Here is a 21,490-nt window from a genome sequence, read left to right as displayed (position 1 = left end):
GAATACTGATTACTGTGCACTTATTTGCCCATCGACCATGACCAGTTTCCTGTCGGCCATATTCGCTAATTCTTCGTTATGAGTTACAATTACAAAAGTTTGACCAAATTCGTCACGCAATTTAAAAAACAATTGATGCAAGTTTTCTGCAGATGCGGTATCGAGGTTACCAGAAGGTTCGTCTGCAAATATTATTGCGGGCTTGTTGATCAATGCGCGTGCTACCGCAACTCGTTGTTGTTCTCCTCCTGAAAGTTCGTTAGGCTTATGATTAAGTCGATGCGATAAACCTAGAAAATCCAATAATTTTTTCGCCTCAGTTTCTGTTTCTTGTTTTGATTTATTGGCAATATAAGCAGGAATACATACGTTTTCTAATGCTGTAAATTCTGGCAGTAACTGATGAAACTGAAAGATAAAACCAAGATTTAAATTTCGAAATTTAGAAAGGTTTTTATCATTCATTTTCAGTATGTCTTCATTGTTGATTCGAAGCTCGATGTCCTTTTCTTCTGATGGTTTATCCAAAGTTCCAAGGATTTGCAAAAGCGTCGTTTTTCCTGCCCCAGAAGCACCGACGATAGAGACGATTTCCCCTTTTTTAATATGTAAATCCACTCCTTTTAATACGTGGAGTTGGTCGTAATATTTATGCAGATTTTTGGCATGTATCATAGGAAGCTATTTGCTACAAAGAAACAAAGATTTAAATGAATATTAAATGAGTGACAAATTAATTTTGAAAGAACAAACTATAAAATTTAGTTAATTAGAAATAGGAGAGACTTTTTAAAACCCTAAATTTGAATTACAAGAAGGGTGTTACGGATTTAAAGACAATTTTATTTGTAATGTTGTGAATTTCGAAATGTAAGCTGAAAAACAGTAGTATATACCCTAAATTAAAATACTTAAAAACAATGGAAATAGAAAAAGGAATGGAAGTAGCTACGTTTGCAGGAGGTTGTTTTTGGTGTACAGAAGCAGTGTTTTTAGAATTAGAGGGAGTAAATAGGGTTGTTTCAGGATATATTGGAGGAGAGACGATAAATCCTACATACAAAGAGATTTGCGGTGGCGACACAGGTCATGCTGAAGCGATTCAAATCACTTTTGATCCGGAGGAAATATCATTTGGCGAACTCTTAGAAATATTTTTCGCCACCCATGATCCTACGACATTAAATCGTCAAGGAAATGATGTGGGGACTCAATACCGCAGTGAAATTTTTTATCATAGCGAAGAACAGAAAAAGACAGCTGAAGACTACATTGATTTAATGACGAGAGAAGACACCTTTGGAAAGTCTATTGTAACTGCTATTTCGTCAGTATCAAAATTTTATGAAGCTGAGGATTACCATCAAAATTATTATAACGGTAATAAAACGCAAGGCTATTGCTCTTACATCATCACTCCTAAGATAGAAAAATTGAAAAAAGTGTATCACGATAAACTTAAAAAATAATGGAAAAAGTAGGGCTGCAGTTGGATAGAAACACTAAAAAAAGAGATCTATTTCTAGGTCTTTTATTTGATGCTATTGGGATGTTATCTTTTACAGTCCCTATGATTGGTGAGTTCTCAGATGTTATTTGGGCACCAGTTGCAGCTTATCTAATGACAAGAATGTATAAAGGAACTGCAGGTCGAGTAGGTGGAGTGGTCGCTTTTTTAGAAGAAATACTCCCATTCACTGACTTTATACCTTCTTTTACATTAATGTGGTTCTATAATTATGTTATAAAAAGAGAAAGTAAAAGTTAAGTCTTTTTTATGTTCTAAAAAGAAAACCTAAGCCCATGCTTTTAAGCATTTTTTGCTCAAATGCCCAAAAGAATTTAAATTGGCCCAAAAGAAATCCTACTAAGACCAAAAGCACTTGGTATATTGGAAAAATTATCAGTAAACGAAGTGGAGTGTACCAAAAACCGAAATCTTCTTTCATAATTCCCAACCAAAAACAAACTGGTTTTGATAGCCAAGCCGAAGTAGATCCAGTAATTGCAAAGCCGATAAATATAATGGCTAGTTGAAAATTGGACTCAATTTTCCAACGTTTTTTTAATTCCTTCATTTCTATTTATAATGATTACAAATATAGGAACATTATCTCGAAGGAACATAACCAAAAAGTTTTTGTTTGTAGGTATTTTGAAAATAGACCAGGTAGTTATAAATTAAGTAATTCACCTCATATCCATAATCGACATTTTGATCATAGTTTATGGTCATTTCGTATAGATTGGGATTATAGCGAAAAGGTTGTAAAACCCTACTATTCCATTCGGTGATCCATAATTTATTTTTGTTTTCTAAGTAAGATTGCGAGTGATAACCCCTAGAGAATGCCCTTGAGGCTAACCAAGAACTATAACCTGGATCGATTATGATTACTTCATATTCTAGTTTATCATTGGCAATTCTAACAGTATCGCTAGTCAAACCTGTTAGTTTTTCTTTCTCAATTATAGTAGACTTGGAAGTGTTACAACTAATTAAAATACAAAACATTACGGCTACTATATAAAAGCTTTTTTTCATGATATGTGGATTATATCAATAAAGTTACGGATAATAAAGGACTGATTACTAGTTTTTTCCAATAAAAAAAAGTCATTTAATTTGATAAATGACTTTCTATAATTTGATAAATGACTATTTTATTTACCAAAAAGTTTACCCAATATTCCTCCCACACCGCCACTATTTTTTGTAACGGCATCTATTGCGTCTGACATATCTACTTTACCATCCGCATTTTGATCTAGGCCAAATTGCCCGCCATATTTTGAAATAGCATCCATAACACCAGAGTTTTTATCACTTCCGCCAGAAATAACATTCACTAAATCTGAAATGTTTAAGCTAGAATCATTTGGGTCTTTAGCTTTACCAATCAAAGATCCTAAAATTTTAGGAATCATACTGCCAGCAACTCCAGAAGCTACTTCATTACTCAAGCCAAATTTAGCGCCAAGGTTCCCCGTAAGTTGTTCCGTAAGTTTTTGTGCAACGGGATTAGAATCAGTTTGAGCATTATTTCCGTTAAATAAACCAGCAAGTTGTTCTACACCACCTTCTGATACCATCTTTTGCAGTCCAGAAAGAATAGAGTTACTGGCTTCATTCATTACCGCTTCGTTTTGTTCGTTTGGAATGGCATCGTTTTTAACAACTGATTCATTACCATATTGTTGTACTAATTGATTTAATTGTTCAAACATGAGTTTTAAGATTAGATTAGATAACAAATTTATATAAAAAAAAGGATTTACTAAACGAGTTAATAAATCCTTTTTGATTATTTATTGCAATTATTAGTTCAATAGACTAATTATTTGTGAAGCTAATTCAGTACCGATTCTGTCTTGCGCTTCTCCCGTTGCAGCACCAATATGTGGAGTCAACGAGATTTTAGAATGCATTAAGATTGCCATTTCTGGTTTTGGCTCACTTTCAAAAACATCTAAGCCAGCAAACAATACTTTTCCGCTGTCTAATGCTTTTACTAAAGCTACTTCGTCAATTACACCACCACGAGCACAGTTTACAATACCTACACCATCTTTCATCGTTGCTAGTTCTTTTTCTCCAATGATGTAGCCATCTTGAGCAGGAACGTGTAAAGTAATGAAATCAGCCTCTTTAAATAATGATTCTACTGATTGAGAAACGATTGTTGTAGTGATCGATTGTCCGTCAAAGAATTCTACTTTTACGCCAACTTGTGGAATAAAACTATCCGCAGCAATTACTTTCATACCTAATCCAAGAGCCATTTTTGCAGTAGCTTGACCAATACGACCAATTCCAACTATTCCAAGAGTTTTTCCTCTTAACTCCACGCCGTTAGCGTATGCTTTTTTCAAACCATCAAAGTTTGAATCTCCTTCAAGAGGCATTGTTCTGTTAGAATCATGTAAGAAACGTACACCAGAAAATAAGTGCGCAAAAACTAATTCAGCTACTGATTCTGATGATGAAGCCGGAGTGTTTATTACGTGAATTCCTTTGCTTTTAGCATAATCCACATCAATATTGTCCATTCCTACACCACCACGACCAATAATTTTCAATCCTGGGCAAGCATCAATAATATCTTTACGCACTTTAGTAGCACTTCTTACAAGAACCACATCTACGTTATTTTCGTTTACAAAGTTAGCTACCTGTTCTTGGGCTACTTTTGTTGTAATTACTTCAAATCCACCTTTTTCTAAAGCTACAATTCCACTTTTTGAAATTCCGTCATTTGCTAATACTTTCATTTTTTATTGCATTTCGAGGAAAAAATAAATCTAATCCTCCTATTTTATATTATTGTTTTTAGGAGCTATTTCCCGCTATTCGTTTCAATCTTTATATTTTTTTAAAGAAAAAAATATAAAGGATTTTCACTACTATCGGGGCTAGGAATCCCACTTATGATATTGTTTACTTATACTTTCGCTTCAAGCGCTTGCATCACATCAACAAGTACTTGAACGCTTTCAACTGGCATTGCATTATACATAGAAGCTCTGTAACCACCTACTGAACGGTGTCCAGGTATTCCTGATATTCCTGCAGCTTTCCACATTGCATCAAAGGTTTCTGTGTGTGCAGCATCATTTAATAAGAAAGTAGCATTCATGTTAGAACGGTCTTCAACAGCTGCAGCTCCTTTAAATAGTGGGTTTCTGTCAATTTCATCATATAATAATGCCGCTTTTGCGTTGTTTAATTTTTCAACAGCAGCAATTCCTCCAAGGTTTTTCAGCCATTGTAAAGTTAATAAGGAAGCATAAACTGGAAAAACAGGGGGAGTATTGTACATACTATCTGCTTTAATATGTTTTTCATAATCCAATATGCTTGGAATCGTTCTACCTGATTTACCTAGAATTTCTTCTTTTACGATAACTAAAGTAGTTCCTGCAGGGCCCATATTTTTTTGAGCTCCGGCGTAGATAATGTCAAATTTTGTAAAGTCTAATACTCTAGAAAAAATATCAGAACTCATGTCACATACCATCGGCATGTCTAATGAAGGAAATTCTTTCATTTGAGTTCCAAAAATGGTATTGTTACTAGTACAGTGAAAGTAGTCTGCATCTGCAGGTACTGTATATCCTTTTGGAATATTATTGTAATTTTCTTCTTTTGAAGAAGCAACAACAACAGTTTCTCCAAAGAATTTAGCTTCTTTTATCGCTCCGCTAGCCCATGTTCCTGAGTCAAGATAAGCTGCTTTACCGTTTTCTTTCATCAAGTTATAAGGAACCATCAAAAACTCTAAACTAGCACCTCCTGCAAGGAAAAGTGCTTTATATCCTTTGCCTTCTAAACCTAATAATTCAAGAGCTAGTGTTCTAGCTTCATCCATAACGGCTACAAAGTCTTTACTTCGATGCGAAATTTCTAAAATAGATAATCCTGAATCGTTAAAATTTAAAATAGCTTGTGCTGATTTCTCAAATACTTCTTGTGGTAAAATGCATGGTCCTGCGCTGTAGTTGTGTTTTTTCATGGTGTAGTTTAAGTCCAAAAAATTAAAAAGCAAATTTCGGGAATAGGACTTTAAAAAGCGATTAATATTCGATTATTATTGCACATATTTCTATTATGTTGTTAACAAAAACGATATAGTGTCCACATTGTCTGCGTAATCTGATAATTTAGGATGTTGCGTTTGTCCAAAATCAATACTGTTTTCAATTAAATTAGTACTCACCACACATTGTATTTGGTCGCGCTCTTCCTCTAATCGAGTTTGCAATTCATTGATGTTATCATAATATTCATAGAACACACTCGAAATTGGAGATGCATGGCTTTTGTCTTCTTTTAAAGTCAAAAAACCATTATCTAACAATTTGAAATTGCTCATTAGGAAAACAGCCTTATTGTAATCGTAATTATTGGCATATTTTTCATAATGAATAACATCTTGATATTCGAAAATAGCTTCAAAAAAAGTATCAAAAGAGTAGCCTTTTGGTACAAAAAGTTTAGACACATTGCGGCATCCTAAACCAAAATAACGGAATATATCTTCACCTAATGCGGTCAGTTGTTCTGTAGTCTCTTTTCCATTTAAAATAGCAACTGAATTTCTACTTTTTCGAATAATAGAAGGTTTGTCTTTAAAATAATATTCAAAATAACGAGCCGTATTGTTGCTTCCTGTAGCTATTACGGCATCAAAATTTTCTAATTTTCCTTCGACAAAAGTAATTTTATCAGCAAATTCTGGATCTATAGCGATAATATATTTCGCCATAAACGGAAGTAAATGTTGGTCGTTAGAGGATGTTTTAACTAAGACACTATGGCCTGAAATTAATACCGACAGGAAGTCGTGAAAGCCAACTAAAGGAATGTTTCCAGCTAAAATTAAAGCAATGTTTTTCGGGTTTTCATTATCTATAGTGTAAGCAGAAAGCCATTGATTTAAGCTTTCTTCAGTAAGTGCGCTAGCCCATGATTGAATCGAAAAATAAACCTGTTCTGGCGTGTACCAGCCATTATGAGATTGCGATAATTTTATCAGATCAATAAAGTCGTCAAAAAATTGATCGTTCTTTAAAACTTCAGGGTTTTTAATCGTATTATCTTCAGAAAATTGGCTTAAGAACTTTCCTAATTCAACAAAAACACTTTTTTTTGTTTCTAATGTCATAATGTTTGCTTATGAATTGTTTTGATTGTAATTTTGTACAAAAATAAGCTTTAATATGTCGAAAGTCAAAAGTCTTAAAGTCATAAAATGACTTAGTGAGACTTTTTTATTTCGAATAACCAATACTATAATAAAATGGCAATAATTATAACTGACGAATGTATCAATTGTGGGGCTTGTGAACCGGAGTGCCCAAATACAGCAATATATGAAGGTGCAGACGACTGGAGATATAAAGATGGAACTAAATTAACGGGGAAAGTTATTTTACCAGATGGTACTGAGGTTGATGCTGAAGACGCACAAACTCCAATATCTGACGAGGTATATTACATTGTTCCTGGAAAATGTACGGAATGTAAAGGGTTTCACGATGAGCCACAATGTGCCGCTGTATGTCCTGTAGACTGTTGTATTCCTGATGATGATCATGTTGAAACAGAAGAGACTTTATTGAACAGACAAGCATTTTTGCATAACGAATAGATTAATACTTGTTTAAATAATATAAAAAAAATCCTGTTAGCCACGGTTAACAGGATTTTTCGTTTTTAAGAAATTACTTTCTACTATTTAGTAATAATATAAGTTGTAATCGTTATTGTATCAGTATTTTCATCATAAGTCTCTAATACTAAATTTCCATCAGCGTTAAAATGACCATAAGATGTTTTATCTTTTGCTTTGTAGATATAATTGTTGTTAGATGTTTTTCTTAATACAGCTGATTTTTCGCCATTAGGATTAAACATGATGTAGCCATTATTGTCACTAGCTACCTTATATTTTTTTCCGTCTAATTCATAATAAGCAGATCGATCCACAGAAATTACTTTCGTTACTCCGTTTTCTGTGATTTTTGTAGTTGCAGTAACTTCTACTGGACTTTCTTTTATGTCTTTGTTTAGTACTTTAGAATCAGCATCTTTCAGTTCAATAGTTTGTACTTCTTCGATTTCCTTAGTTTGAATCACACTTTTTTTTCCGTCAGAGTCTTTTACCGTAGTGATGTTAGTCTTAACTTCTGTCTTTACATTTTTTTTCTGAGCTTGAATATTTAAAGAAAATAAAAAAGCTACCATTCCTATCATTATAATTTTCATAATATTTAATTTTAGTAATTTGTATATCACAAATTTAAAAGTAATTGACTTTTAAGCTGTTATAATATTATCAGTAAAGTTTGTATTATTCACTCCTTAGTTAATAATAAGAATACAGTAATGAACAATTTGAATGTTGGCTTTCTTAAAGCAGATTGTTTTTAGAATGGGGAATAAAAAAAGAGCTGTCATCAGACAGCTCTTCCTCGCATTATTAGAAATTTTATAAAATGAATTAATTAGAAATTAAATCCTAATCTTGCATAATAATAAGCTCCGCTGAATCCCATTTGTACTGAATCCCAGTAACCACCAGCTTCAGTATTTCCTTGTTCATCTTGCTTGTCTGGATAAATATTAAATAAATTGTTACTTCCTACGCTTAATTTAAGACTTTTAGAAAGCTTATATCCTAGAGTTAAATCAGTAATTGTTTTAGCAGTATAAACATCATCTTCATCATTATAATCAACTAATACTACTTTACTGAAATTAGTGAAAGCCAAACCTGCATCAAATTTATTTTTTGAATAATTAAGGTTTAAACCAAATTTCGATTTTGGTGCAGATGCCAGTAAAAATGCTTTTTCTCTATCTCCAAAGAAAATAGCTTCATCTAAATTATCGTTTTTGACATTTTCAATTTTCATGTCATTGATATTTCCAACAAGTGTTACTCCGAATTTTGAATCTCCAAATGATTTTTTCCAATTTAAAACTAAATCTAAACCTGTAGTTTTTGTATCCACTCCATTTGTAAAGAACTGAGCTTCTGAAACACCTAAGTTGAATGAACTTGCGTCAAAATATCCAGTTAAAACGATTCTGTCTTTAACTTTAATAGAGTACCCATCAACTGTCGCAGTGAAATCACCATAATTTGCAGTAAATCCTAAAGAGGCATTAACCGCTTTTTCTTCATTTAGTTTTTGTATTCCAAAGGCGTTAGTAACCGGACTGTTGTTAGGCGAAAGTATAACTTCTGTCGCTCCCGAGGCATTGAAATTTGTAAAACGCAAATTGTAATAAATTTGTGCTAATGAAGGAGCTCTAAATCCTGTACTCAAAGATCCTCTAATATTGAAATTTTCTGAAGCTTTAATTCTTGCCGCTATTTTTCCGTTTACGGTACTTCCAAAATCGCTATAGTTCTCATAACGAACTGCTCCACTTATTAAGAGTGAATTTGTAATATCAAATTCGGTATCAGCGTATAATGACAAGTTCGTACGGCTTTTGTCAACTTTGTTAGCTGGACTATATCCGGGAAAACCTTGAGATCCACCTGGTCTTAATTCTCCAGAGATAGGATCCGTTGGCGCTGTTTGGGTTGTATGGTCGACGATCACTCTTCCATTAGTGTCATAAGTAGAGTACGAACCTTCTTCTCCAGCAAAAATATTGAAGTTTTCTGTTCTAAATTCAGCGCCAAAAGCGATATTCATTCCGTTTAATACAGAGCTATAATTTTTAGAGAAATCAAAATTAGTTGTGTTTTGACTCAAACTATGTCCACCAGCATCAAATTCTGTAGGTGAAGCTCCTTCTAATGAAGCATTAATAGTTCCTTTTATGTAGTAATGAAAAAGGTTTTGACCATAAGCATTACTGATGTCAATTTTCCAACCGCTAGCGGTCTCAGTTCTAAAACCAGCTGCAAATGAATTATCTAAAATGTTTGATGTAATTCTTGGTGAATAACCTCCAGGATAGATTGATTCTACAACTCTTTCTCCATCATTTCTGGTAAAAGCATAAGCGTCTGTATCTCTATAGTTTCTTCCTCCAAAAGCATAGAACTCAGTTTTGTCAGATATTGGCATTGCAAAATTTCCAAAAAGGTTAAATCCTTGAATAGCTGCTTCTCCAAATCCTTTTCTGAAATCATATCCAGGACGTAATGTTTTATTTTTGTTTAAATACTCAGTAGTGAAGTTGGCATAACCACCTTTGTCACCCACTGCAACACCATAATTTGCAGCAACTTTAATGGAGCCACCATCAAAAGATTGATCTTTTCCATATGAATTTCCATTTCCGTTTTGATCTAAGCGATATCCATCTGTATTTGTAGTTCCGTCAAGGAAATCGCCTTTAGCATTAGTATTAAATGCTCCGTATGTAATAGATCCAGTTAGTTCATCCACATTATCATTTAATACAATATTAATTACTCCCGCAATAGCGTCAGAACCGTATTGTGCCGCAGCGCCATCTCTCAAGATTTCAATTCTTTTAATAGAAGCCGCTGGAATTGCATTTAAATCGATTCCTGTATTTCCACGTCCGCGAGTTCCAAAAAGGTTGATAAGAGACGATTGATGTCTTCTTTTTCCATTAATTAAAACTAGAGTTTGATCTGGACCTAAACCTCTTAATGAAGCTGGATCCACGTGATCTGCCCCATCTGAACCAGATTGTTTATTAGCATTAAATGAAGGAGCAACATATTGTAGCAATTCATTAATCTCTAATTTTCCACTTTGCGTTGTTACATCTCTTACATTAATAACATCGATAGGGACTGCTGAATTTACTACAGTTCTTTTTGCGTTTCTAGAACCTACAATTTGCACTTCTTGTAATGTCTGCCCACCTTCTTCTGATAAAACAACATCAACTTTCGAACTTGAAGTCCCTTTTTCTACTTTGGTAAAACCAATGTAGCTAAAAACGATTGTAGCTCCTTCTTGAACTTTTATCTTGTAAGTTCCTGCCATATCAGTAGAAACACCATTATTAGTTCCTTTTTCAACGATGTTAACTCCAGGAAGTGGGCTGCCAGAGTCGTCTTTTACTACTCCAGAAATCTCTTTTTGTGCAAAAAGAAACGAGGCGTTTAGCAGTAAAAATAATAATGCAATTTTTTTCATAATAAAGTTAATTTGGTTTTTGTTTAGTGTAAAAGCATTCGCAATTTAATTTTTTTTTAACAAAATAAAGGCAAAATCAATTTTTTTTTATAAAAAATATACATAATTGTATTAATGTAATGTTTTTTCTGCTTGAGCATTTATTAAATCTTATATTTGCAAAATTTTAAAGTAAACATAGAACTTATAGTAGTACAATACTATACGTAAATATAAATAATATGAAAGCAGGAATTGTAGGGTTACCAAATGTTGGAAAATCAACTTTATTTAATTGTTTATCGAATGCAAAAGCGCAAAGTGCTAACTTTCCTTTTTGTACAATCGAACCTAATATAGGTGTTGTAAACGTACCAGATCCAAGAATTGAAAAACTAGAAGAACTAGTTAAACCAGAACGCGTTCAGATGGCAACTGTTGATATTGTAGATATTGCAGGTTTAGTTAAAGGAGCTAGTAAAGGAGAAGGTTTAGGGAATCAATTCTTAGGAAACATTAGAGAGTGTAACGCTATTATTCACGTTTTACGTTGTTTTGATAATGATAATATCGTTCACGTTGACGGAAATGTAAACCCAATTCGCGACAAAGAAACAATCGACATTGAGTTGCAATTGAAAGATTTAGAAAATGTTGAAAAACGTTTAGAGAAAGTAAATCGCGCGGCCAAAACTGGAAATAAAGAAGCGCAAACTGAAAAAGCACTGTTAGACCGTATCAGAGAGACATTGCTTCAAGCAAAATCAGCTAGAACAATAACTCCTCAAAATAATGATGAAGAGGTTTTGATGGAAGGTTTTCAATTAATTACTGCAAAACCAGTATTGTATGTTTGCAACGTAGATGAGAACTCTGCTGTAAACGGAAATAAATATGTGGATCAAGTTCGTGAATTAGTGAAAGACGAGGATGCTGAGGTTATTATCCTTTCGGTAGGTGCTGAAGCTGATATTACTGAATTAGAAAGCTACGAAGAGCGTCAGGTTTTCCTAGAAGATATGGGTTTAACTGAGCCAGGTGCATCTGTTTTAATTAGAGCAGCTTATAAATTATTGAAACAACAAACTTATTTTACAGCAGGTGTAAAAGAGGTGAGAGCTTGGACAATAGACGTTGGATCTACTGCACCACAAGCTGCGGGAGTAATTCATACTGATTTCGAAAAAGGATTTATTCGTGCTGAGGTGATTTCTTATGAAGACTTCGTTCATTATGGTTCAGAAGCTAAAGCAAAAGAAGCTGGGAAGTTCAAAGTAGAAGGAAAAGAATATATAGTTAAAGATGGCGATGTTATGCACTTTAGATTTAACGTTTAAGAAGAAAGAAGAGAATAGAACAAAGAATATAGAAAGCCGTAGAAGTAATTTTACGGTTTTTTTGTGGGATTTATTTTTTTTTCGACCACTTTTGGACGCCAAGTTTGTTACGCTGGAAGCATCTCGTACAAACCATGAAACAGCTATTTTGTCCCCTTATAATTCTTTTAGTATAATTTATTGGGTTTGAGATTCCTCCGGAATGTAAAACTGGGTGTTAATTTGTACCGCTAAATTTCCATCGGTGTGCTAATTTTACTATTTTTATAAAAAAAGTCATGAAGATTATAGCTTTTGGCGCAAGCCCCAGTAAAAAATCCATTAATAAAAGATTAGCAGCCTATGCTTCCAGTTTATTCGAAAATGCCGAAGTGGAAGTATTGGATTTAAATGCTTACCAGATGCCTATTTTTAGCGTGGATGTCGAAGAAGAAATGGGGAAACATTCTTTAGCGCAAAAGTTTCTGGATAAAATTGCCAGCGCCGATATCTTAGTCGTTTCGATGGCCGAAAATAATGGAAACTATTCCGCAGCTTTTAAAAATGTTTTTGACTGGTGTACCCGAATACAAAAAAGGGTTTTTCAAGATAAACCCATGCTTCTGATGTCAACTTCTCCAGGTGCAAATGGTGCCGCAATTGTATTAGGAATTGCTAAAAATGCTTTTCCGTTTTATGGAGGAAATGTAAAAGCAACTTTCTCTTTACCCAGTTTTGACGCTAATTTTGATAGTGAAAAAGGGGAAATTAGTAACGTCGAGTTGCGAAAAGAACTTCAAAAACTAATTATAGATAATTTTTAACGAGATATGATTTCAGTTCAATTACATTCCATTTTAGATAATGACTTCTATAAATTTACCATGCAGCATGCTGTAATCAAGCTTTTTCCAAAGGCTAAAGTTCGCTACGCATTCATTAACCGAGGTAAACATCAGTTCCCACCTCATTTTGCTAAATTACTTCGCAATGCTGTCGATGCGATGGTTGATTTAAGGTTGACAGTTGCCGAAAAGAAATTCCTTGCTGATAATTGTCCCTATTTAGACCCAACTTATTTAGATTTTTTACAAGGCTATCAATACGATCCTGCCGAAGTTACAATTGAGCAGCAGGGAAGTGATTTGAAAGTTATTATCGAAGGATATTGGTATCGAACGATTCTTTGGGAAGTTCCTTTAATGGCTTTGATTTCAGAACTTTTTTATACTTCGCAAAACTTAATTCGTGTTGATGATGAAGAAGTGAAACGCATTACAAAATCAAAAATAGAGAATTATAATAATTTAGGTGTTGTGATTTTAGAATTTGGGACCCGCCGTCGTCATTCGTATAAAGTTCAAAAATTAGTTAATGAAACCTTAGACACTTTTGGTGCGAATAGTTTTTTAGGAACTAGCAATGTGCATTTGGCGATGATGCAAAACAGAAAACCGTCGGGAACACATGCTCATGAATGGTTTATGTATCACGCTTCGGAATACGGATTTAAAGTGGCCAATGCCGTAAGTCTCGAAAATTGGACAAAAGTGTACCACGGCGATCTTGGAATTGCTTTAACGGATACGTACACTACCGAAGTCTTTTTCGAACAATTTAATAAAAAATATTCTAAACTTTTTGATGGTGTTCGACACGATAGTGGCGATCCAATAGAGTTTGCCAAAAAAACGATCGAACATTACGAAAAAATGAGCATAGATCCGAAATCGAAAATTATTGTTTTCTCGGATTCTTTGAATTTTGAAAAGGTAAAAGTCATTGCCGATTTTTGTCGAGGAAAAATAAAAATGTCTTTCGGTATTGGAACAAACTTTAGTAATGATGTGGGTTTACCCGCTATGAATATGGTAATTAAACTTACGGATACTAAACCTGAAAATAGTCATTGGGAAGCGGTGGTAAAACTATCAGATGAAAAAAATAAACATACTGGAACTCCAAAAATGATTGCTCTTGCCCAACAAGTTTTAGGAATAGAATCCCAAAATGAATTGATTTTATGATGTCGAAATCATTTTTAATAACTTTGAAGCGAAGCCCTTTTTAAATTTATCGAATTACACTATATTAGCACACTCAAGGTCTATGCTGAAAGCGAAGTCCGAACAGAACGAAGTTAAAATCCACAAAATTTACAATGTCCGATCAAAATCAATATACCGAAGATAATATTCGGTCACTCGACTGGAAAGAGCACATTCGCATGCGTCCCGGAATGTATATCGGGAAACTGGGAGACGGTTCTTCACCAGATGATGGTATTTATATTCTTTTAAAAGAGGTTCTAGACAACTGTATCGATGAATTTGTCATGGGTGCAGGAAAAACGATTGAAGTTACGATTAAGGACAAAACGGTTTCCGTGAGAGATTACGGTCGTGGAATTCCATTAGGAAAAGTGATTGATGTCGTTTCTAAGATGAATACCGGAGGAAAATACGATTCTTTGGCCTTCAAAAAATCGGTGGGTTTGAACGGAGTAGGAACAAAAGCGGTAAATGCTTTGTCTAATTATTTCCGTGTAGAATCAGTGCGTGATGAGAAACAAAAGGCAGCCGAATTTTCAGCTGGAAATTTAATGCTGGAAGAAGATGTTATTGATACGACGAAACGCAAAGGAACTAAAGTTACTTTTATTCCAGACGAATCCATCTTTAAAAACTATAAGTTTAGGTTTGAATATATCATCAAAATGCTTAAAAACTATTGTTACTTAAACAATGGTTTGACCATCATTTTTAATGGTGAAAAATATTTTTCTGAGAATGGACTGAGAGATTTATTAGAAGAAACTATTAATGCTGAGGATTTAGAATACCCAATTATTCACCTGAAAGCAGAGGATATTGAAATTGCTTTAACACACAGTAAAACGCAATATAGTGAAGAATACCATTCGTTTGTAAACGGACAAAACACCACACAAGGTGGAACGCATCTTGCTGCTTATCGCGAAGCTATTGTAAAAACGATTCGGGAGTTTTATAACAAAAGTTTTGAAGCCTCAGATGTTCGAAAGTCTATAGTTACGGCGATTAGCATCAAAGTAATGGAACCTGTTTTTGAGTCGCAAACCAAAACCAAATTAGGTTCGACGGATATGGGGTCTGAACCAGGAATGCCTTCAGTAAGAACTTTTGTAAATGATTTTGTAAAAACAAAATTAGATAACTATTTACACAAGAATCCACGAACTGCCGATGCTTTGTTGCGTAAAATTTTACAGGCCGAAAGGGAACGTAAAGAACTTTCAGGAATCAGAAAACTTGCCACAGATCGCGCTAAGAAAGCCAATCTACATAATAAAAAACTGAGAGATTGTAGAGCGCATCTTCCAGACACAAAAAATCCTAGAAATTTAGAAAGTACTCTTTTTATAACTGAGGGAGATTCAGCATCTGGATCGATTACAAAGTCACGTGACGTAAATACACAGGCCGTTTTTAGTTTACGTGGAAAACCTTTGAATTCTTACGGAATGAGCAAAAAAATTGTTTATGAAAATGAAGAGTTCAACTTATTGCAATCGGCGTTAGATATCGAGGATGGATTAGAAAAGTTACGTTATAATAATATTGTTATCGCCACAGATGCCGATGTCGATGGAATGCACATTCGCTTGCTGTTGATTACTTTTTTCTTGCAATTTTTTCCAGAATTGATAAAAGAAGGGCATTTATATATTTTGCAAACCCCACTTTTTAGAGTTCGAAACAAGAAAGAAACAATCTATTGCTATTCTGAAGAAGAGCGAAAAGAAGCTATCGAAAAGCTAAAACCGAAACCAGAAATTACCCGATTTAAAGGATTAGGAGAGATTTCGCCAGATGAGTTTAAAAACTTTATTGGAGAAACCATTCGCTTAGATCCTGTTATGATGGATAAAAATACCTCGATTGAGCAATTACTCTCTTTTTATATGGGAAAAAATACTCCCGATAGGCAAGAGTTTATTATCAAGAATTTGAAGGTGGAGCTGGATGTTATTGAAGCAGTATAAAAAAAAATATAAAGTTGATAAGAGCATTTCTTATACAATTCAAAGAAAATAAATGGACGAAGACGAAGAAAATATCATACCAAACGAAGACGAATCTCAAAACGAAATCAACGATTCCAGCGAATCAAATGATGAAGGATTTGACGATATAGTAACTTCGGGCGAACACCATTTTTACGATAATCCCGAAGACAGCCACGATACCATTACCAAAGTTACAGGAATGTACAAGGACTGGTTTTTGGATTATGCTTCTTATGTAATTCTGGAGCGTGCTGTTCCTGCAATTGAGGATGGTTTTAAACCGGTTCAACGTAGAATCATGCACTCTCTTAAAGAGTTAGACGATGGCCGTTATAATAAGGTAGCTAACGTTGTAGGTCATACCATGCAGTATCATCCTCACGGGGATCAGAGTATTGGAGATGCGATGGTACAGATTGGTCAGAAAGAATTATTGATAGATTGTCAAGGAAACTGGGGAAATATCTTAACTGGTGATGGTGCTGCGGCTTCTCGTTACATTGAAGCGCGTTTGTCTAAATTTGCTTTGGAGGTTATTTATAGTCCAAAGATTACTGATTGGGGAATGTCTTATGATGGAAGAAGAGCTGAGCCTAACAATCTTCCTGTTAAGTTTCCATTACTTTTGGCACAAGGTGCAGAAGGTATTGCAGTGGGACTTTCGACAAAAGTATTACCACATAATTTTAATGAGTTAATCGATGCTTCAATAAAAATATTAAAGGGGAAACCTTTTACACTTTATCCCGACTTTATGACTCAGGGTATCGCTGATATCTCGAACTACAATAATGGATTAAGAGGTGGTCGTGTGCGTGTTCGTGCAAAAATTGCACAATTGGACAAAAATACTTTGGTGATTACCCAAATTCCGTTTTCGACAAATACGACTACTTTGATCGACAGTATTTTGAAAGCCAATGATAAGGGTAAAATCAAAATCAAAAAAATTGAAGACAATACCGCCGCCGATGTTGAAATTCTAATTCATCTTTTTCCTGGAGTTTCTCCTGATAAAACCATCGATGCATTATTTGCTTTCACGGCCTGTGAAACTTCTGTAGCGCCTTTAGGATGTGTTATTGAAGATAATAAGCCTTTGTTTATAGGCGTTTCTGATATGTTGAAAATTTCGACTAATAGAACAGTTGGATTGTTGAAAAGTGAACTCGAAATTCAACTGAGTGAACTCGAAGAACAATGGCATTTTCTTTCTTTGGAACGTATTTTTATCGAAAACAAAATCTATCGTGATATTGAGGAAAAAACCACGAGAGAAGATGTTTTACAAGCAGTTGATGATGGTTTAAAACCACACATAAAACATTTAAGAAGAGCTATTACCGAGGAAGATATTCTACGTTTACTAGATATTCGAATCATGCGTATCTCTAAATTCGACAGTAACAAAGCCCAAGATAAAATTGAAGCGCTTGAAGGAAATATAGAGCAAGTAAAGCACGACTTAGAGCACTTGATCGACTTTGCAATTGCTTATTTTACCAAGCTGAAAGAAAAGTACGGTAAAGGTCGCGAACGCCAAACTGAACTTCGTGTTTTTGATGATATCGAAGCCACAAAAGTAGTTTTAAGGAACACAAAATTATACGTTAACAGAGAAGAAGGATTTGTAGGAACGAGCTTGAAAAAAGACGAATACGTTACAGATTGCTCGGATATTGATGATGTAATTGTTTTTTTACGGGACGGAAGTATGATGGTTACTAAGGTAGACGCTAAGACCTTTGTGGGTAAAGATATTATTCACATTGCAATTTTTGACAAAAGCGACAAACGCACCACGTACAATATGATTTATCGTGACGGTAAATCAGGGCCTTCTTATATCAAGCGATTCAACGTTTCAGCGATAACCAGGGACAAACTGTATGATTTGACTAATGGAACCAAAGGATCACAAATTCTCTATTTTACTTGTAATCCAAACGGAGAAGCTGAGGTGATAACGGTGATTTTGCGCCAGATAGGAAGTATTAAGAAATTGAAATTCGATATCGATTTTGCTAAAATGGCTATTAAAGGACGTAGCTCGAAAGGGAATTTGGCCTCAAAATATCCAATTAAGAAAATTGAAATTAAAGAAAAAGGAATATCGACTCTACTGCCAAGAAAAGTGTGGTATGACGATACTGTTCAGCGATTAAATGTAGATGAAAGAGGGGAGTTGCTTGGCGAATTCAGACCAAGCGATAAAATTTTGATTATTCAACAATCAGGGAAACTAAAAGTAATTACGCCAGAATTATCCACTCATTTTGATTCAGATATGGTGGTATTAGAAAAATGGGTTCCTAAAAAACCAATTTCGGCCATTTATTATGATGGTGAAAAAGAGCGCTACTACATCAAGCGTTTCTTGGTTGAAACCGAAAATAAAGAAGAGGTTTTTATCTCAGAGCATCCAAATTCGCAATTAGAAATTGTATCAACGGATTACCGTCCGGTGGTTGAACTTGTTTTTCCAAAGATAAAAGGTGTGCAAAAAGAGTCAATTACAGTAGATATAGAAGACTTTATCGCGGTAAAAGGATTCAAAGCTTTAGGGAATCAATTAACGACTGATAAAATAAAACAGGTCAATATGTTAGAGCCATTGCCTTATGAAGTTCCAGAAGAAATTGTACCGGAACGCCGAATCATAAATGATGATGGGAGTGATGTTCCTCTCGATGAGGATGGACAGCCAATCTTGTTCTAAAATCATAAAAACAGCTCCTTCATAGGAGCTTTTTTTATGGTTTTTCAGTTTTGAAAAAGAACTGTAATCGATTATTTAAACAGTTGGTGTAAGCTGATTTCTTTTTTCTCTCGTAGTTTTTTCAAAATCTTTAAAAATGCAATCGCAGTGATATAAGCGTCTCCCATTGCGGTATGTCTATCTTTTAAGGGAATATCAAATTTATCAGTCAGCTCATCTAATGAATAATGGTCCTTATGATTTAATAGATTGGATTTTATTAGTGTTTTCTTGTACAAGACTCCGGTATCTAAAGTTTTGTTTTTTAGAATAGGTAAGCCATTTCGTTCCAGTGCTCTATTGATCATAGTGATGTCAAATAAAGCGTGATGGGCGATTATGATTGAATCTCCCAGAAAATCCAAAAATGCTTGCAAGGATTCTAATTCGGTTTTTGTGTTACTGACCTCACCTTTTAATATTCCATGAATTTTTGCACTTGAAGAATCATAATGTTCTTGATAAATATAGATTTCGACACTTTCTTGAATGGGAATAACGCCATTTTGCAATACGATGGCTCCTATACAAAGTATTCGATCTGTTTCATAATTAAAACCGGTAGTTTCAGTATCTAAGACAACAAAACGTGTCGAATCAATTGCACCCGATAATTGTTCGTCTGTACTCTCGTTCGATAATCCCAAAAGATGGTATAAATAATATTTGGCTTTGTTTATAAAATGGATCATAAGACTATTTTGCTGGGATTGAATCGAATGGATATTAATTCCTGAAGTTCTTTAATTGTCTTAAAAGTTCGCTTTAGTTTTATTTTTTCTAATTTAGTTAATGCATCTAAAGCAATAAATTGTCCCGAATCGTTGTGTAAAAGTCCTTGCTTCGTTCTGAATTTTAATAATGCCTTGTAGGAGTAAGAACAGGATAAATACAGCTCTTTGTTACTGGGTTCAAGTTCTGCTAATTTTTCAAACCGCTCTGGAGTATTGCTAATAGATTTCACAGAATGGGAAACAATCAACATCCTTGCTGCATCTGCCAGCGGCATTAAAGCTCGTTTTTTTATATCGAAATGATCTTTATGAATTCCATTTTGTTCTACTACGAATTGCCTAAAAAATCCGGTGGGAGAAGGACTTTGCAAGGCGCCACTAACTAAATGCACGTAGAAAGTTGGATTTGCTTTTATTATTTCGAAAATATATTCTGAAAGTTTATTTACAATTTCGGCATCTCCATAGGAAAGACTGTAATCAAAAAAGATAAATGACAGTAGAACTTCTGTTTTTCCAGGATTTGTGACCCATTGATGAACTTGGTTTTTCCATTGATTGAGACTCAAACACCATTTCGGATTGGAAGCCATCATTTCCGCTGGGCAATAATCATAACCAATTTGGAAAAGTCCTTTGTTTATATGAGTCGCCAGTTCTAAAAAGTAAGTATTGGTTTCAATAGCTAACTCTTCTGGAACATCTTCATAAACAAGCGCATTGTCTTGGTCTGTGTGAAGAAGTTGTTCTCTCCTTCCTTGGCTGCCTATTGCTAGCCAAGCAAATTTAACAGGAGGTGGTTGCTGCATTTTTGAAAGTACAATTTCTATAACTCGCTCGATGCAGGCATCGTTTAGTTCTGTAATGATGTTACTGGTTAGCGTTATCGGAATGTTTTGATCTAAATAACCTTGTAATAATTGCATTATTCTGGCACGAATAGGCTTGATATTTTTAATTTTTTTAGCACGTTTAATCGCTTTTATCAATACTGCGGGATTATTCCCTAAGGCAACCATGACATCGTGCTTAGATAAAACCCCAACTACTTTAGTATTTACCGTGCCGTCTTTAGTGAGACATAAATGACTTATATTGCTTTTCATCATGGCCATCTGTGCTTGTGTGATGGTCATTTTTTTAGGGTAAGTAATTACAGGCGAAGTCATTATTAAATCGGCAGTAGTGGTGATGGGAAATTCTCCAGTGACAATTTTATTCCTTAAATCTTTATCAGTTATAATTCCTATAGGTAGCATCTCTTCGACTACAATGATTGCTCCTACATTTTTGCTTGTCATTATTTCAGCAATTTCCTTCACTGTTGTTGTTGCTGTACAGCTAATTATTTTTTTCGAATATTTAACCGGTTGCAGATCTAACAGTTTAGTTTCAGTTTCTAGGCTGCTTTCAACGGCATCTCCATATAGTTTTCCTCTGTGGTTTTTCGAAAAAGGATTTCGAGTTGTGGAAGCAAAGCTTTCGATTAAAAAATTTCCTACAGCTGGATTTTCTAGTGCATACGGTTTAAAAATGGTTATTGGTATGGCGTAAAGTATGGTTTCTTCATGGGCTGTAGCGTCCATTTTATAGTTTTCATTTGCAAGAAGCGGTCTTAACCCAAAAATATCTCCTTCATCGCACATGTCCAAAATATCATTGTCTGCTGCATTTTTTAGTGTTACAGCACCTTTATGAACTACATAAAAGGAATCATGAACCTCTTCATTTTCGGAAAATATTACTGCATTTTTTTCTTTATAGATTATAGATATATGCTGAGAAAGTAGCTCAATATCCTTTTGATTTAAAAAATTAAATGGAGGGAAGTTCTTTAAAAAGTCGGCAACTCTATGTGAGATGGTGTTTTTCATTAGTTGATATTTGAGCCTAAGTTACTACTAAAATTGCTAGATTAAAATCAAAAAATAATTTCTTGTTTTCGAATAAATACTAGCGAATGATGCAGTAAAACAGTTACTTATTTAAAGTTAAGAATTTTGCATAAAAAAAG

19 protein-coding genes are annotated in these 21,490 nt (G+C 34.4%); 8 read left to right on the top strand and 11 right to left on the bottom strand.

All coding sequences use genetic code 11. The features are described from left to right. Positions 1-9 precede the first annotated feature (9 nt). Positions 10-675 (bottom strand): ABC transporter ATP-binding protein, encoded by a 666-nt coding sequence (locus FQU23_RS11275; RefSeq protein ID WP_147673916.1) that lies wholly within the window; start codon positions 673-675, stop codon positions 10-12. 245 nt (positions 676-920) lie between these two features. Between FQU23_RS11275 and msrA the strand changes: the two genes are divergently transcribed. Next, on the top strand, positions 921-1,469 hold the full coding sequence (gene msrA / locus FQU23_RS11270; RefSeq protein ID WP_147673915.1) for a peptide-methionine (S)-S-oxide reductase MsrA: 549 nt from the start codon (positions 921-923) through the stop codon (positions 1,467-1,469). After that, positions 1,469-1,768: a hypothetical protein gene (locus FQU23_RS11265; protein WP_132110538.1), complete on the top strand. Its 300-nt coding sequence runs from the start codon at positions 1,469-1,471 to the stop codon at positions 1,766-1,768. Before msrA ends, FQU23_RS11265 begins: the two co-directional genes overlap by 1 nt. Positions 1,769-1,775: 7 nt before the next feature. On the opposite strand, the gene FQU23_RS11260 is transcribed toward FQU23_RS11265, so the two are convergent. From FQU23_RS11260 to FQU23_RS11235, 6 genes are all read right to left on the bottom strand, one after another. Further along, complete coding sequence (locus FQU23_RS11260; RefSeq protein WP_147673914.1) at positions 1,776-2,078, bottom strand: DUF6787 family protein; 303 nt, start codon at positions 2,076-2,078, stop codon at positions 1,776-1,778. Between the two features lie 32 nt (positions 2,079-2,110). Then, positions 2,111-2,545 (bottom strand): DUF6146 family protein, encoded by a 435-nt coding sequence (locus FQU23_RS11255; RefSeq protein WP_147673913.1) that lies wholly within the window; start codon positions 2,543-2,545, stop codon positions 2,111-2,113. A gap of 119 nt (positions 2,546-2,664) precedes the next feature. Further along, positions 2,665-3,228: a hypothetical protein gene (locus tag FQU23_RS11250; protein WP_147673912.1), complete on the bottom strand. Its 564-nt coding sequence runs from the start codon at positions 3,226-3,228 to the stop codon at positions 2,665-2,667. A 93-nt stretch (positions 3,229-3,321) separates the two neighbouring features. Beyond that, positions 3,322-4,272 (bottom strand): D-2-hydroxyacid dehydrogenase, encoded by a 951-nt coding sequence (locus FQU23_RS11245; RefSeq protein WP_147673911.1) that lies wholly within the window; start codon positions 4,270-4,272, stop codon positions 3,322-3,324. A gap of 170 nt (positions 4,273-4,442) precedes the next feature. After that, positions 4,443-5,513: a 3-phosphoserine/phosphohydroxythreonine transaminase gene (gene serC, locus FQU23_RS11240; RefSeq protein WP_147673910.1), complete on the bottom strand. Its 1,071-nt coding sequence runs from the start codon at positions 5,511-5,513 to the stop codon at positions 4,443-4,445. A 93-nt stretch (positions 5,514-5,606) separates the two neighbouring features. Further along, complete coding sequence (locus tag FQU23_RS11235; protein ID WP_147673909.1) at positions 5,607-6,665, bottom strand: acyl-CoA reductase; 1,059 nt, start codon at positions 6,663-6,665, stop codon at positions 5,607-5,609. A gap of 135 nt (positions 6,666-6,800) precedes the next feature. Between FQU23_RS11235 and FQU23_RS11230 the strand changes: the two genes are divergently transcribed. After that, complete coding sequence (locus FQU23_RS11230) at positions 6,801-7,151, top strand: 4Fe-4S dicluster domain-containing protein (protein ID WP_147673908.1); 351 nt, start codon at positions 6,801-6,803, stop codon at positions 7,149-7,151. A gap of 83 nt (positions 7,152-7,234) precedes the next feature. Here FQU23_RS11230 and FQU23_RS11225 read toward each other — a convergent pair whose 3' ends face one another. Beyond that, entirely contained in the window at positions 7,235-7,768 is a 534-nt protein-coding gene (locus tag FQU23_RS11225) for a hypothetical protein (protein ID WP_132110524.1), read from the bottom strand. 239 nt (positions 7,769-8,007) lie between these two features. Next, positions 8,008-10,641, bottom strand: coding sequence for a TonB-dependent receptor (locus FQU23_RS11220; RefSeq protein WP_147673907.1), 2,634 nt, complete (start codon positions 10,639-10,641; stop codon positions 8,008-8,010). Positions 10,642-10,862: 221 nt separating this feature from the next. Between FQU23_RS11220 and ychF the strand changes: the two genes are divergently transcribed. The 5 genes from ychF to FQU23_RS11195 all read left to right on the top strand — a co-directional run bounded on the left by ychF (position 10,863) and on the right by FQU23_RS11195 (position 18,703). Then, a complete protein-coding gene (ychF, locus tag FQU23_RS11215) occupies positions 10,863-11,957 on the top strand; it encodes a redox-regulated ATPase YchF (protein WP_132110520.1) in 1,095 nt (364 codons plus the stop codon). 278 nt (positions 11,958-12,235) lie between these two features. Next, positions 12,236-12,760 carry an NADPH-dependent FMN reductase gene (locus FQU23_RS11210; RefSeq protein ID WP_147673906.1) on the top strand — a complete coding sequence of 175 codons (525 nt, stop codon included), beginning with the start codon at positions 12,236-12,238 and terminating at the stop codon, positions 12,758-12,760. Between the two features lie 6 nt (positions 12,761-12,766). Further along, on the top strand, positions 12,767-13,963 hold the full coding sequence (gene pncB / locus FQU23_RS11205; RefSeq protein WP_147673905.1) for a nicotinate phosphoribosyltransferase: 1,197 nt from the start codon (positions 12,767-12,769) through the stop codon (positions 13,961-13,963). Between the two features lie 134 nt (positions 13,964-14,097). Beyond that, complete coding sequence (locus tag FQU23_RS11200) at positions 14,098-15,960, top strand: DNA topoisomerase IV subunit B (protein ID WP_147673904.1); 1,863 nt, start codon at positions 14,098-14,100, stop codon at positions 15,958-15,960. Positions 15,961-16,012: 52 nt separating this feature from the next. Then, positions 16,013-18,703, top strand: a complete 2,691-nt coding sequence (locus FQU23_RS11195; RefSeq protein ID WP_147673903.1) for a DNA gyrase/topoisomerase IV subunit A — start codon at positions 16,013-16,015, stop codon at positions 18,701-18,703. 71 nt (positions 18,704-18,774) lie between these two features. On the opposite strand, the gene FQU23_RS11190 is transcribed toward FQU23_RS11195, so the two are convergent. Together FQU23_RS11190 and FQU23_RS11185 are read right to left on the bottom strand one after the other, a co-directional pair. Continuing rightward, a complete protein-coding gene (locus FQU23_RS11190) occupies positions 18,775-19,434 on the bottom strand; it encodes a PolC-type DNA polymerase III (protein WP_147673902.1) in 660 nt (219 codons plus the stop codon). Further along, a complete protein-coding gene (locus FQU23_RS11185; RefSeq protein WP_147673901.1) occupies positions 19,431-21,350 on the bottom strand; it encodes a DUF294 nucleotidyltransferase-like domain-containing protein in 1,920 nt (639 codons plus the stop codon). The genes FQU23_RS11190 and FQU23_RS11185 overlap by 4 nt, the downstream gene beginning before the upstream one ends. Positions 21,351-21,490: the final 140 nt, after the last annotated feature.

This window comes from Flavobacterium sp. XN-5 (assembly GCF_008033395.2).
Lineage (GTDB): Bacteria > Bacteroidota > Bacteroidia > Flavobacteriales > Flavobacteriaceae > Flavobacterium > Flavobacterium hiemivividum.
The sequence above is the reverse complement of the archived record's forward strand: the minus strand, read 5'-3'. Positions and strand labels throughout refer to the sequence as shown.

What these genes read in the sequence shown, in the direction of transcription:
- FQU23_RS11225 (WP_132110524.1), bottom strand. Translation starts at nt 7,768, where the DNA reads ATGAAAATTATAATGATAGGAATGGTAGCTTTTTTATTTTCTTTAAAT.
- FQU23_RS11230 (WP_147673908.1), top strand. Translation starts at nt 6,801, where the DNA reads ATGGCAATAATTATAACTGACGAATGTATCAATTGTGGGGCTTGTGAA.
- FQU23_RS11250 (WP_147673912.1), bottom strand. Translation starts at nt 3,228, where the DNA reads ATGTTTGAACAATTAAATCAATTAGTACAACAATATGGTAATGAATCA.
- FQU23_RS11210 (WP_147673906.1), top strand. Translation starts at nt 12,236, where the DNA reads ATGAAGATTATAGCTTTTGGCGCAAGCCCCAGTAAAAAATCCATTAAT.
- msrA (WP_147673915.1), top strand. Translation starts at nt 921, where the DNA reads ATGGAAATAGAAAAAGGAATGGAAGTAGCTACGTTTGCAGGAGGTTGT.
- FQU23_RS11275 (WP_147673916.1), bottom strand. Translation starts at nt 675, where the DNA reads ATGATACATGCCAAAAATCTGCATAAATATTACGACCAACTCCACGTA.
- FQU23_RS11255 (WP_147673913.1), bottom strand. Translation starts at nt 2,545, where the DNA reads ATGAAAAAAAGCTTTTATATAGTAGCCGTAATGTTTTGTATTTTAATT.
- FQU23_RS11195 (WP_147673903.1), top strand. Translation starts at nt 16,013, where the DNA reads ATGGACGAAGACGAAGAAAATATCATACCAAACGAAGACGAATCTCAA.
- ychF (WP_132110520.1), top strand. Translation starts at nt 10,863, where the DNA reads ATGAAAGCAGGAATTGTAGGGTTACCAAATGTTGGAAAATCAACTTTA.
- pncB (WP_147673905.1), top strand. Translation starts at nt 12,767, where the DNA reads ATGATTTCAGTTCAATTACATTCCATTTTAGATAATGACTTCTATAAA.
- FQU23_RS11200 (WP_147673904.1), top strand. Translation starts at nt 14,098, where the DNA reads ATGTCCGATCAAAATCAATATACCGAAGATAATATTCGGTCACTCGAC.
- FQU23_RS11260 (WP_147673914.1), bottom strand. Translation starts at nt 2,078, where the DNA reads ATGAAGGAATTAAAAAAACGTTGGAAAATTGAGTCCAATTTTCAACTA.
- FQU23_RS11235 (WP_147673909.1), bottom strand. Translation starts at nt 6,665, where the DNA reads ATGACATTAGAAACAAAAAAAAGTGTTTTTGTTGAATTAGGAAAGTTC.
- FQU23_RS11190 (WP_147673902.1), bottom strand. Translation starts at nt 19,434, where the DNA reads ATGATCCATTTTATAAACAAAGCCAAATATTATTTATACCATCTTTTG.
- FQU23_RS11265 (WP_132110538.1), top strand. Translation starts at nt 1,469, where the DNA reads ATGGAAAAAGTAGGGCTGCAGTTGGATAGAAACACTAAAAAAAGAGAT.
- FQU23_RS11245 (WP_147673911.1), bottom strand. Translation starts at nt 4,272, where the DNA reads ATGAAAGTATTAGCAAATGACGGAATTTCAAAAAGTGGAATTGTAGCT.
- FQU23_RS11220 (WP_147673907.1), bottom strand. Translation starts at nt 10,641, where the DNA reads ATGAAAAAAATTGCATTATTATTTTTACTGCTAAACGCCTCGTTTCTT.
- FQU23_RS11185 (WP_147673901.1), bottom strand. Translation starts at nt 21,350, where the DNA reads ATGAAAAACACCATCTCACATAGAGTTGCCGACTTTTTAAAGAACTTC.
- serC (WP_147673910.1), bottom strand. Translation starts at nt 5,513, where the DNA reads ATGAAAAAACACAACTACAGCGCAGGACCATGCATTTTACCACAAGAA.